The organism is Psychroserpens sp. BH13MA-6, from assembly GCF_052983595.1.
The window spans coordinates 191,662-202,739 of the sequence record NZ_JBRJGE010000001.1 but is presented as its reverse complement, the minus strand read 5'-3'; the positions used below and the strand labels follow the sequence as shown (position 1 = coordinate 202,739).

Annotated in this window: 14 protein-coding genes; 8 read left to right on the top strand and 6 right to left on the bottom strand. The window is 37.3% G+C overall.

What is annotated here, in order from left to right:
* Positions 1-2 precede the first annotated feature (2 nt).
* The 4 genes from ACU8DI_RS00935 to nqrF are packed head-to-tail and all read left to right on the top strand — an operon-like array spanning position 3 to position 3,538.
* Positions 3-800 carry a Na(+)-translocating NADH-quinone reductase subunit C gene (locus ACU8DI_RS00935; protein WP_447110857.1) on the top strand — a complete coding sequence of 266 codons (798 nt, stop codon included), beginning with the start codon at positions 3-5 and terminating at the stop codon, positions 798-800.
* A 1-nt stretch (position 801) separates the two neighbouring features.
* Entirely contained in the window at positions 802-1,446 is a 645-nt protein-coding gene (locus ACU8DI_RS00930) for an NADH:ubiquinone reductase (Na(+)-transporting) subunit D (protein WP_447110856.1), read from the top strand.
* A gap of 36 nt (positions 1,447-1,482) precedes the next feature.
* Positions 1,483-2,223 (top strand): NADH:ubiquinone reductase (Na(+)-transporting) subunit E, encoded by a 741-nt coding sequence (nqrE, locus tag ACU8DI_RS00925; protein WP_447110855.1) that lies wholly within the window; start codon positions 1,483-1,485, stop codon positions 2,221-2,223.
* 4 nt (positions 2,224-2,227) lie between these two features.
* Positions 2,228-3,538, top strand: a complete 1,311-nt coding sequence (gene nqrF, locus ACU8DI_RS00920; RefSeq protein WP_447111555.1) for an NADH:ubiquinone reductase (Na(+)-transporting) subunit F — start codon at positions 2,228-2,230, stop codon at positions 3,536-3,538.
* A gap of 72 nt (positions 3,539-3,610) precedes the next feature.
* Here nqrF and ACU8DI_RS00915 read toward each other — a convergent pair whose 3' ends face one another.
* Positions 3,611-4,063, bottom strand: a complete 453-nt coding sequence (locus ACU8DI_RS00915; RefSeq protein ID WP_447110854.1) for a Na(+)-translocating NADH-quinone reductase subunit F — start codon at positions 4,061-4,063, stop codon at positions 3,611-3,613.
* 89 nt (positions 4,064-4,152) lie between these two features.
* Positions 4,153-4,479: a cupin domain-containing protein gene (locus tag ACU8DI_RS00910; RefSeq protein ID WP_447110853.1), complete on the bottom strand. Its 327-nt coding sequence runs from the start codon at positions 4,477-4,479 to the stop codon at positions 4,153-4,155.
* Between the two features lie 120 nt (positions 4,480-4,599).
* Here ACU8DI_RS00910 and ACU8DI_RS00905 point away from each other — a divergent pair, with 120 nt between their 5' ends.
* The 3 genes from ACU8DI_RS00905 to ACU8DI_RS00895 are packed head-to-tail and all read left to right on the top strand — an operon-like array spanning position 4,600 to position 6,860.
* Positions 4,600-5,487 (top strand): DUF4846 domain-containing protein, encoded by an 888-nt coding sequence (locus ACU8DI_RS00905; protein WP_447110852.1) that lies wholly within the window; start codon positions 4,600-4,602, stop codon positions 5,485-5,487.
* Between the two features lie 20 nt (positions 5,488-5,507).
* Entirely contained in the window at positions 5,508-5,885 is a 378-nt protein-coding gene (locus ACU8DI_RS00900) for a Na(+)-translocating NADH-quinone reductase subunit F (RefSeq protein ID WP_447110851.1), read from the top strand.
* Entirely contained in the window at positions 5,886-6,860 is a 975-nt protein-coding gene (locus ACU8DI_RS00895; RefSeq protein WP_447110850.1) for an FAD:protein FMN transferase, read from the top strand. It begins immediately after the preceding gene.
* Here ACU8DI_RS00895 and ACU8DI_RS00890 read toward each other — a convergent pair.
* From ACU8DI_RS00890 to map, 3 genes are read right to left on the bottom strand one after another with little or no spacing between them, the layout of a single operon-like run.
* Positions 6,850-7,623: a class I SAM-dependent methyltransferase gene (locus ACU8DI_RS00890; protein ID WP_447110849.1), complete on the bottom strand. Its 774-nt coding sequence runs from the start codon at positions 7,621-7,623 to the stop codon at positions 6,850-6,852. The genes ACU8DI_RS00895 and ACU8DI_RS00890 overlap by 11 nt on opposite strands.
* Positions 7,620-8,408: a DUF3050 domain-containing protein gene (locus tag ACU8DI_RS00885; RefSeq protein WP_447110848.1), complete on the bottom strand. Its 789-nt coding sequence runs from the start codon at positions 8,406-8,408 to the stop codon at positions 7,620-7,622. Before ACU8DI_RS00885 ends, ACU8DI_RS00890 begins: the two co-directional genes overlap by 4 nt.
* A 9-nt stretch (positions 8,409-8,417) precedes the next feature.
* Positions 8,418-9,236, bottom strand: coding sequence for a type I methionyl aminopeptidase (gene map, locus ACU8DI_RS00880; protein ID WP_447110847.1), 819 nt, complete (start codon positions 9,234-9,236; stop codon positions 8,418-8,420).
* A 129-nt stretch (positions 9,237-9,365) separates the two neighbouring features.
* Here map and ACU8DI_RS00875 point away from each other — a divergent pair, with 129 nt between their 5' ends.
* Positions 9,366-10,643, top strand: a complete 1,278-nt coding sequence (locus ACU8DI_RS00875) for an acetyl-CoA hydrolase/transferase family protein (RefSeq protein WP_447110846.1) — start codon at positions 9,366-9,368, stop codon at positions 10,641-10,643.
* Here the strand turns inward: ACU8DI_RS00875 and ACU8DI_RS00870 are convergent.
* Positions 10,640-11,047: a BT0820 family HAD-type phosphatase gene (locus tag ACU8DI_RS00870; RefSeq protein WP_447110845.1), complete on the bottom strand. Its 408-nt coding sequence runs from the start codon at positions 11,045-11,047 to the stop codon at positions 10,640-10,642. The genes ACU8DI_RS00875 and ACU8DI_RS00870 overlap by 4 nt on opposite strands.
* Positions 11,048-11,078 lie beyond the last annotated feature (31 nt).

Sequence of the window (11,078 nt, the reverse complement as noted above, 5' to 3'; positions counted from 1 at the left end):
CGATGGAAAAAAGAACAGATAAAAATTCGTATACCATTATATTCGCCATAGTTATGGTGTTTGTTGTAGGTGCGTTGTTAGCGTATTTAGCGTCATCATTAAAACCTACAATTTCTGAAAATCAGCGTTTAGAGAAACAACAGAATATTCTCTATGCGATGGGTATCAATAACAATGAAGAAACTAGTGCCGTTTTTGTGTCTACGGAAGAGGCACCTGAATTGTTTACCCAAAACATTAAAGAGCAATTAGTATTGGAATCTAAAGACGGTCAAATCATTAATGAAATGACCAGACAAGAATATATGGATGCCAACAATGGTCAAGAACCTTACTTGATTGATATCAAAAAACAAAAAAGTAATGCCAAAAATGGTAATGCTCGCAAGCTACCATTATTTGTTGGCGAAAAGGATGGTAAAACCGTTTATGTTGCGCCTATTTACGGTAAAGGACTTTGGGATGCCATTTGGGGTTACATAGCTATTGATAAGGATATGGTCGTTCAAGGTGCTTACTTCGACCATAAAGGTGAAACACCTGGGTTGGGTGCAAATATCAAACAACGCTATTTTATGGATGACTTCTACGGCGAACATTTACTTACTGAAAACGGTGCTTTTAAAGGTATTACAGTTGCCAAAGGAAATGCAGATCCGAAGAATGAAGATAAAACAGACAATGAAGTAGACGCTATAGCAGGTGCTACAATTACTGGCGATGGAGTTACAGCCATGATAAAAAGTGATTTAAAACTCTACAAGCCCTATTTTGATAATCTAAAAAAACAATCTAACTAATATGGGACTACTTTCAAAAAAAGACGCAGCTCTAATAAAAGACCCTTTAGCAGATAATAACCCAATTACAATTCAGGTTTTGGGTATCTGTTCTGCCTTAGCAATTACAGCAGAGCTAGAAGCATCTATCGTGATGTCAATTTCAGTATTATTTGTATTGGGTGTTGGAAACGTTGTTATCTCTTTAATGCGTAATATCATTCCGTCAAAAATTAGAATTATCGTACAATTAATCGTTGTAGCGACCTTAGTAATTATAGTCGATTTGGTGTTAAAAGCTTTTGCCTATGAACTTAGTAAGACCCTGTCGGTTTTCGTCGGACTTATTATCACGAACTGTATCATCATGGGACGTTTTGAAGCTTTCGCACTAGGAAATGGACCTTGGCGTTCATTTTTAGATGGTATCGGAAATGCTTTAGGATATGCCGTTATTCTAATCATTGTTGGGTTTTTTAGAGAGCTTTTCGGCTCCGGAACCTTATTAGGAATTCCTGTATTAGGGGATCCAATTGAAAAAACAGGATTGTATAGTATTGGCTATGAAAATAATGGTTTTATGCTATTATCACCGATGGCTTTGATTGTCGTAGGTATCATTATTTGGGTACAACGTTCAAGAAATAAAGATTTAGTAGAAGATTAAAAGTTAATCCTAGCATAGGATTTAAACGCTCAGAATATGGAACATATAGAATTATTTTTCAAATCAATATTTATAGATAACATGGTATTCGCCACCTTCCTAGGAATGTGTTCGTACCTTGCAGTTTCTAAGAAAGTATCAACAGCTGTGGGATTAGGTGCAGCCGTTATCTTCGTTTTGGCCATCACAGTACCACTCAACTGGTTGTTGGATCAGTACATTTTGCAACCTGGAGCATTATCTTGGTTGGGTGCTGAATATGCCGATTACGATTTAAGCTTTTTATCATTCATCATGTTTATCGCCACGATTGCCACTATGGTACAACTGGTAGAAATAGTCGTAGAGAAATTTTCACCGTCCTTGTATAATTCGTTGGGGATTTTCTTACCGTTAATCGCTGTGAACTGTGCCATCTTAGGTGGGTCTTTATTTATGCAATCTCGTGAAATTGCGACCTTAGGTTTAGCAACTACCTATGGTGTTGGATCAGGAATCGGTTGGTTTTTAGCCATATTAGCCATTGCAGCTATTCGCGAAAAGATAAGATATTCAAGTGTACCACCTGCATTAAGAGGCTTAGGTATCACATTTATCATAACGGGTTTAATGGCTATCGGATTTATGAGTTTTGGTGGTATGTTAACTGGTGGTGATGACGAAGAAAAGGAAACGAAAACGGCTCAGATGGAGTCTGAAGTAGATAAGAAAGAGTCAACGGATAAAACGTTGGTGGCTGAAGGGAATCTTAATAACAACACTAAAATAGAAGAGTAGTATGATTATTTTAGCAGCAGGAACAGGAGGAACGGTTTTAGCAACAGTAGTAGCGTTTTTAGTGGTAACGCTCATATTGGTATTGTTGTTATTATTTGTAAAACAAAAATTATCACCATCTGGTCCAGTGACCATTAAAATTAATGGTGAAAAAGAAATAGAAGTCGCCTCTGGAGGGACTTTATTGTCTACATTAGGTGGTGAAAAAATATTCTTACCATCTGCTTGTGGTGGTGGTGGAACTTGTATTCAATGTGAATGCCACGTCCTATCTGGTGGTGGTGAAGCCTTGCCTACAGAAACACCTCACTTTAGTAGAAAAGAATTACAAAATGGAGCGCGTTTATCATGTCAAGTAAAAGTGAAGCAAGACATGGAAATTACGATTCCTGAAGAGGTTTTCGGTATCAAAAAATGGGAAGCAACCGTTGTAAGAAATTATAATGTAGCCTCTTTTATCAAGGAATTTGTTGTTGAAATTCCTGAAGATATGAATTACAAGGCTGGTGGCTACATTCAAATTGAGATACCACCATGCGAAATAAAGTATTCAGATATTGATATTACTGCACACCCAGAAGAGCATGAAACACCTGATAAATTTCAAGCAGAATGGGATAAATTTGGTCTTTGGCCTCTCGTTATGAAAAATGACGAAACGGTAGAAAGAGCCTATTCCATGGCTTCTTATCCAGCTGAAGGACGTGAGATCATGTTGAATGTTCGTATTGCAACACCACCATGGGATCGTAATAAGAATGCATGGATGGATGTCAACCCTGGGATTGCGTCATCGTATATCTTCGCTCAAAAACCTGGAGATAAAGTAGTGATTTCAGGCCCTTACGGTGAATTCTTTATCAATGAATCTGAAAGTGAAATGTTATATGTTGGTGGTGGTGCTGGAATGGCGCCAATGCGATCACATTTATACCACCTTTTCAAAACCCTAAAAACAGGAAGAAAAGTTACCTATTGGTATGGAGGACGTTCTAAGCGTGAGTTATTTTACATAGATCATTTTAGAGCTTTAGAAAAAGACTTCCCTAATTTTAGATTCTTTATGGCTTTATCTGAGCCACTGGAAGAAGATAACTGGAAAGTTAAAAAAGATATTAATGACGAATCAGGTGATGGTTTCGTCGGATTTATTCACAATTGTGTGATTGATAACTACCTGAATCATCACGATGCTCCAGAGGATATTGAATTATATTTCTGTGGACCACCACTAATGAACCAAGCTGTTCAGAAAATGGGTGAGGATTTCGGTATTCCTGATGAACACATCCGATTTGATGATTTTGGAGGCTAGTTCAATAGTTAACTTAAATATAAAAGCCAACTCGTTAATGAGTTGGCTTTTTTTTTGGACTAAATTAAAATCTCAATAGCTGAGTTCGTATTTAGGACGATCGTTTTCAAATTCGAATAATTTGGTGTAATCCATAACATTTGGAACCTGATCTAGTTCGCATAACAGTGTAATCACGGCTGCAAGTCCTTCAAAAAGTAAGTCTTTGTCTTTTGGATTATTGGGTCGTTTATGAGATCTATGAAAGGGTAATTGGTAACGACAAGCTTTTAAGAACGTTGCTTCTATTTGAAGTAACTCGTATGGTGAATAACCATTAAAACGTCGTCCTAAACTTTGATGTACTTTTCCAATATAATTCAGGTTCAAAGTACCGTGTTCGTCTGACAGGTGTTTCCAGGCATCGGTACGATCCAAAATATTCCCAACAGCACAACTCTTACAGCACTCTGGGTGTAACTCATCATTATGAAACGCATGATAGAGCTTTTGAATGGCTTGTTCTAAACGATAGGATGTTTTCATGTGGATATATCTGATGGTTTTTTTCGACATTAAAAGATACAAAAATCTTCGGAATTGTAAATCGCTACAAAAAGTTTAAGAAGATGTGGCTACTTATATTCTATAATGATAAACACAGCGGTCTTATCACCAATATTGAGAACTTCGTGTATGGACAGTGCTTCTTTGCTAAAAGTATACCCACTTGGAACGTCAACTTCTCGCGTTCCCGTGGAGTCTGTTATTCTAAAAGTACTACCTGTAACAGTATAGCCGACATGCGGATCGTGATAATGTTTTTCGTGACCTATACCTGGAGGAAAGGTACATCGCAATACTCGTATCTCATCATTTTCTTCAAGCACTTCAGCAACTGGCTTCCCCTGCCACCCGGCTTCTAATGGGTCTGGTAAATTGGGCTTATTGTTACAATTCAACAGCAACAAAAATAGACCGAAACATCCGCAAAATTTGCTGCTGTTCAAGCGATAGTAATGATTAAAATTCATACGATAAATTTACAATTTATTTATAGCTAACATAACAAAATAGAAGTAATGAACGTTACAATTGATATGAAAAAACTTCTACTTAGTATTTTAATTTTGTGTGCTTTGTTTGTGGTTGCCTATCAATTCAAACCTGTTAAACAAGTGGTAGAGTTGGTTGCGGCGAAAGCTGAACCGATTCAGTTAATCAACAAAGATAGTACTACCATTAAATCTAGAGTAAATGCACCTTTAGGTTACCAACGTGCTGTTTATGCTAAAGGAAGTTTTGAGGAATACCTTCGGAATTATAAATTAAAACCTTACGGAACACAAATTATAAATTATGATGATTCCCCTTATTTTTGGCAACGAGGACATATTGGTGTCTTAGAGGTGCCTGTTCCGAAAAACGGTTTGCAACAATGTGCAGATGCACTCATAAGAATTAGAAGTGAATACCTATGGGACAACAATCGTAAGGACGAGATAGGATTTAATTTCACTTCTGGTCATTACTTTTCTTGGATAAAATATGCTGAAGGCTACAGACCACAAATTAATGGTAATAAAGTGACCTTTATAAAATCGGCAGCAGCCAATCACAGCAAGGAAAATTTTTATAAGTATCTCAATTTGATTTATATGTATTCAGGAACATTGTCACTTTTTAATGAGTTGCCAGCTATTGAAAACGCCAGAGATTTAAAAATTGGTGACATGCTTATCAAAGGTGGCTCTCCTGGTCATATCGTGATGATAGGCGATGAGGTAGTCAATGCTGAGGGAGAGAAACTATTCTTGTTGTTTCAGGGTAACACACCTGCACAAAGTGTTCACCTAGTGAAAAATCTTGAGGATGCTCAGATATCGCCATGGTACCAATTGGAAAAGGGTGCTGTAGTTCCTGTATCAAATTACACGTTTTATGATGCTAAGTTTGTAAGGTTTAAATAGCAAGTTTGTATCTTTGTGCCATGGGCAAAGCATTATCAAAACAAGAATTGCACAACCTTGCAATGAACCATGTAGGAAAAGATCTTGAACAAAGAGGCTTTGAGTTTGTAGCGATAAATAGTCAGCTTAAAAGACATCCACAATTTGTCTGTATTGATAAAAACAGCCAGTACTTCTTTGTTATCGTAAGAGCTGTTATTCTCCCAGAAAATCCAAATAATTATGACGTCATTTGGATGGAAACTTTTAAGAAGCATGCTTCAGAAAAAGATGCTAAAGTGCTATATGCTGGTGTTGGTCTCGGAAATCCTGAAGGTGAGCATCTACCCATTTATCTCAATGAGGAATACCTGATTGAGTACAATGGTATTCAAGTTATAGAAACCAATTTAAACTAAATGAAATATCTTACGTTTTTTGTCTTGCTCGTGATGGTCTTTTCTTGTGAAAGTGATCTAGAAAATACCAAATTATCAGGTCCAGTGTTTGGCACATCGTATACCATCATTTATGATGGAGAAATGGACTACACAGAGCAAATTGATAGTCTGTTTGAAACGGTGAACCAATCTTTGTCTACCTATATACCTAATTCTGATATTTCTAAAATAAATAGGAATGAACCAATAGCAATTGATGAACATTTCAAAATTGTCTTGGACGCTTCAAAACGTATCCATAAAGCGACAAATGGTGCTTTCGATCCCACGATAGGAATTGTAGTCAACGCTTGGGATTTTGGTCCTAAAGGAAAAATTGTAGAATTGGATAGCATGAAAATTGACAGTATGATGCAATATGTTGGATTTGATAAAGTGAATCGTGTGGATGATAAGGTGTTGAAAATGCAAGGTGCTTTTTTAGATTTTAATGCCATAGCTAAGGGTTATGGAGTGGACGTCATTGGTACATTTTTGGAAAGTCAAGGCATTCAAAATTATTTGGTTGAAATTGGTGGAGAGATTCGTGTGAAAGGTCAAAATCTAGAAAAGGGTAGTCCATGGAAAGTCGGTTTGGATGAGCCGCGATTTGATGGTGAGCAATCCGTTTACAAAGCTATCAGTTTGAAGGATGAAGCCATGGCAACCTCTGGTACTTATAGAAAATTCAAGGTTGATGATCAAGGTAATCGTTATGCTCATATTATTAATACAGAAACAGGTTACCCAACAAAAACAAATGTTTTAAGTGTCTCTGTCATTGCCGAAGATTGTATGACCGCAGATGCTTATGCCACAGCTTTTCAAGCGATGGGAATTGAAAAGGTCTCATCCTTTTTGGAAACGCATCCTGATATTAAAGTGTTCTTTATTTATGAGAATGATGACAAGGCGTTGGAAACATTAAGTATTAATAACTTTCCTAAAGATTAGGCTTGTATGCAACAGGAATAATTTCGCCTTTAGCTAAACAATATTTTTCAATGTCTTCTGCGGAAAGTTGAGCCGTATAATCGACTTCTTCGACTTTAAAACCAACGCTGCGCAGTTTGTCAAAATAATCACGACCATACACACGAACATGGTCATATTGTCCGAAGATTTTGGCACGTTCCGCTTTGTCTGTGATAGTATCATCTTCAAAGGTCACGTCCCTTGACAAGTCCTGAGGTATTTGAAAGATACCGTAGCCACCAGGTTTCATAACGCGATACAATTCTTGCATTGCTTTGGTGTCATCAGGAATATGCTCTAATACATGATTACATAAAATAACATCATAGCTATTATCTTCAAACGGAAGGTTACAAATATCCGCTTTGACGTCGGCAATCGGTGATAGCAAGTCCGTAGTAGTGTAATTCAAGTTCTTAAGGTTCCTGAATCGTTTTAAAAAGCATTGCTCTGGTGCAAAATGCAGTACTTTCTTTTCCGCAGAAAAAAAATCGGTATCACTTTTTAAGTAGAGCCATAATAGGCGATGCCTTTCTAAAGACAATGTTGATGGCGATAGTACATTATGACGTTGATTGCCGTAGCCGTAAGGCAGAAAGGATCTAAAACACCTACCATCAATTGGGTCTATGTAAGTATTGCCCTTTAATAACAACGCCAAAATGGGACGAGCGACATAACTTAACCTAATTAATAAAGGTCTTGGGATGGTGTTTAATATGAGTTTAAATAGCGATTTCAATGGTTTTCAACTTCTATGGACATATCACTTGAAATAAGGTTTGAAATACCATTCCATAGTTCGATACGATACGAAAGTGCCGCCTTGGCTACTTGTAAGACATCATCCCATTTTTTGGAATCACGACCACATAATTCTTCAATCATCTTTAATGATAAAGGACCGTGTTCATCACCATCTAACTCAATATGTCTATTCAAATAGTAAGTGAGTTTATTATAAGATTGATCTTTGGTTTCAGATTGATTAATAATCTGTAAAAACATGTCTGGAATCACGTCCTCTCTACCAAAAGTAAATGCAGCAGCGATTTTGTGAGTTTCATTTGTAGCGATGATATCAAATGTAAACTGTATGAATCTTTTCGTTTCTAAAGGTAAGTCTAAATGGTTAGCGGCCTGTTCAATCGAAACGCCTTTTGTGATTTCAGCAATAAACGAGCTAATAGTTTCTGTATGGGCACCAATTTGATGCATGGCATCGAGGTACATTTCAAAATGGCTTTTAGGTTCACCTAATTCATTGATATCGCTTTCTTCACCTAGCACAATCTCATTGATAAATCGTGCTGTAGATGCATGTTCTACTGGTGTCCATGGGACCTTAGTAGTGGTTAATTGATTCTGAAGGGCTTTAAGCAATGACATAAAGTCCCAAACGGCAAATACGTGCTGCTCCATAAAGATTTTAATATCTTCCAAAGTAGATAATGTGCCGTAAATTTTATGATTGTTGAGTTGCTCCCTTAAAGGTAATAAAGCGACTTCAAGCTGTTTTATAGACATAATTTGAAATTAAAGTACAAAGGCTTCTTTTCTAAATTCATCTTCTTCATTGGATGAAATACCTAATGCTTCATGTACGTAAGCAAATGTTGAAAGGATTTCTGGTTTGCCATCTACAAGCGCTACGTCATGTTCAAAATGTACGCTTGGCTTTCCGTCTTGAGTGACTATGGTCCAACCGTCTTTCAATTGCTTTACACGATGCGTTCCTCCATTAATCATAGGCTCAATGGCAACCACCATTCCTTCAATAAATTTTTTACCGCGACCTCTACGACCATAATTTGGCATTTCAGGATCTTCATGCATTTTACGACCTAAACCATGACCCACGAGTTCTCTTACAACACCATATCCATGCGATTCACAGTGGTTTTGTATAGCGTAACCAACGTCTCCAACGCGATTTCCTTTTTTAAATTCGCGGATACCAACATACAACGACTCTTTAGTCACTTCTACCAGCTTTTTAGTCTCAGGTGTTACTTCACCGATTTCAAATGTATACGCATGATCACCATAAAATCCATTCATAAGGGCTCCACAATCTATAGAGACGATATCACCTTCCTTTAACGGTGTATTGGTTGGTAAGCCATGTACTACTGCTTCATTGACACTACATAAAAGTGTTGAAGGACAATCATATAAGCCTAAAAACCCAGGTAAGGCACCTTGTTCTCGAATGAAATCCTCAGCTAATTTATCCAGTTGCATGGTGGTTACGCCTGCTTTGACTTCCTTAGCAAGCATTCCTAAAGTTTTAGATACTACCAACGCACTCTGACGCATTAATTCAATCTCTTCTTTTGTTTTTACTATAATCATCGTTTGAAAAATATGTGCAAAGATACTTAAAATTAAAAATGTTTTTCTTTTTTACAGAAATATGATAATTGGCAGTTTTTATGTTTAACTTCTGTCCTAATTTTGTAATAGCAACTAAAGTCAATAGTTATGTATAAGTCGGTATCTGCAGAGGAAGCGGTGAAAGTTATTACCTCAAATAATAGAGTTTATATTCAAGCGGCTGCGGCTGCTCCGCAAGCCCTAATTAAAGCGATGACCGCAAGGCACGAGGAATTGAGAAATGTAGAAATTTGTCATTTGCATACAGAAGGCCCAGCGCCTTATGCCAACCCTGAACTCACTGAAAGTTTTCATGTCAATTCTTTCTTTATTGGTAAGAATGTGAGACATACTTTAAAAGCGGGAAATGGCTCGTATACGCCAGTTTTTTTAAGTGAATTGCCGCTTTTGTTTAAAAGACGAATCATTGATTTAGATGTGGCACTCATACAAGTGTCCATACCAGACAAACACGGCTATTGCTCTTTAGGGGTTTCGGTTGAAGCAACATTAGCCGCTATAGATAATGCTACTTATGTGATTGCGCAAATAAACAACGAAATGCCAAGAACTCATGGCGCAGGGATTATTCACGTTTCGGAAATTGACTATTTTGTGGAGTTTAATGAGCCATTACCAACGCATCCGGTCACCACGCCAACAGATATTGAGGACAAAATTGGCGGATTTGTGGCTAACTTAATTGAAGATCGCAGTACATTGCAAATGGGTATTGGAAATATTCCGAATGCGGTATTGGCAAGATTAACAAATCATAAAGATTTAGGATTACATACAGAAATGTTCTCCGATGGTGTAATCGATTTGATTTTAAAAGATGTGATCAATGGCAACTACAAAGGAATTGATAGAGGAAGAGCCTTAACCACTTTTTTAATGGGCTCTAAACGGTTATATGATTACGTTGATGATAATCCCTTCATTGAGATGAGAGCTTCCAACTATACGAATGATGTATCCATCATTAAACAGAATCCCAAAATGGTTGCGATCAATTCAGCGATAGAGGTGGATGTTACAGGACAGGTTTGCGCGGACTCAATTGGACCTCATATGTATTCAGGTGTTGGTGGTCAAATGGATTTTATAAGAGGTGCTTCATTGAGTGAAGGTGGTAAAGCGATAATAGCTCTACCTTCGACGACTAAGAAAGGAATAAGTAGAATCGTTCCGTCTTTAAAGCCCGGAGCAGGAGTAGTAACAACCCGGTCTCATGTACATTATGTTGTTACGGAATACGGCGTTGCTAATTTATATGGAAAGACTATAAAAGAGCGGGTCAAAGCCTTGGTTGAAATTGCTCATCCAGACCACAGAGCGTCTATTGATAGAACCTACTTTAATTTAATTGCTGGTATCGTTTAACGTTTGAGAAAAGAGAAGAAGCCTTTTTTCTTGGTTTTAATATCTGGAATCTCATTAGTAATTAATTGATACACCTCTCCCCATCCAAGTACACCACCGATATTTCTATCGTCAATGTAAATGTCTGCATAAATTTTTCTGCTAACAGAGTCGTCATATTTTTCTTCAGGAAAACTTTGATTCACTGCGTAAAATGTGATACCGTGATCTTTACAAAATGCTACGGCTTCATCTAATTTGGAACCACTTCGATAGGTCCATAGAATGAGTCGGTGTCCATCTTTTTGGAGTCGCTTCATCGTCTCGAAGGCGAAGATTCGAGGTTTCCCAATTTTCGGGTATGCATCTTCTACGATGGTGCCATCAAAATCTACAGCTACAACTAGTTTATCTTGAAAATTCATGAGCTAATTTTTATGAAACACAAATTTACAG

What these genes read in the sequence shown, in the direction of transcription:
- map (WP_447110847.1), bottom strand. Translation starts at nt 9,236, where the DNA reads ATGATTATAGTAAAAACAAAAGAAGAGATTGAATTAATGCGTCAGAGT.
- ACU8DI_RS00885 (WP_447110848.1), bottom strand. Translation starts at nt 8,408, where the DNA reads ATGTCTATAAAACAGCTTGAAGTCGCTTTATTACCTTTAAGGGAGCAA.
- nqrE (WP_447110855.1), top strand. Translation starts at nt 1,483, where the DNA reads ATGGAACATATAGAATTATTTTTCAAATCAATATTTATAGATAACATG.
- ACU8DI_RS00930 (WP_447110856.1), top strand. Translation starts at nt 802, where the DNA reads ATGGGACTACTTTCAAAAAAAGACGCAGCTCTAATAAAAGACCCTTTA.
- ACU8DI_RS00895 (WP_447110850.1), top strand. Translation starts at nt 5,886, where the DNA reads ATGAAATATCTTACGTTTTTTGTCTTGCTCGTGATGGTCTTTTCTTGT.
- ACU8DI_RS00900 (WP_447110851.1), top strand. Translation starts at nt 5,508, where the DNA reads ATGGGCAAAGCATTATCAAAACAAGAATTGCACAACCTTGCAATGAAC.
- ACU8DI_RS00905 (WP_447110852.1), top strand. Translation starts at nt 4,600, where the DNA reads ATGAACGTTACAATTGATATGAAAAAACTTCTACTTAGTATTTTAATT.
- ACU8DI_RS00935 (WP_447110857.1), top strand. Translation starts at nt 3, where the DNA reads ATGGAAAAAAGAACAGATAAAAATTCGTATACCATTATATTCGCCATA.
- ACU8DI_RS00915 (WP_447110854.1), bottom strand. Translation starts at nt 4,063, where the DNA reads ATGAAAACATCCTATCGTTTAGAACAAGCCATTCAAAAGCTCTATCAT.
- ACU8DI_RS00875 (WP_447110846.1), top strand. Translation starts at nt 9,366, where the DNA reads ATGTATAAGTCGGTATCTGCAGAGGAAGCGGTGAAAGTTATTACCTCA.
- ACU8DI_RS00870 (WP_447110845.1), bottom strand. Translation starts at nt 11,047, where the DNA reads ATGAATTTTCAAGATAAACTAGTTGTAGCTGTAGATTTTGATGGCACC.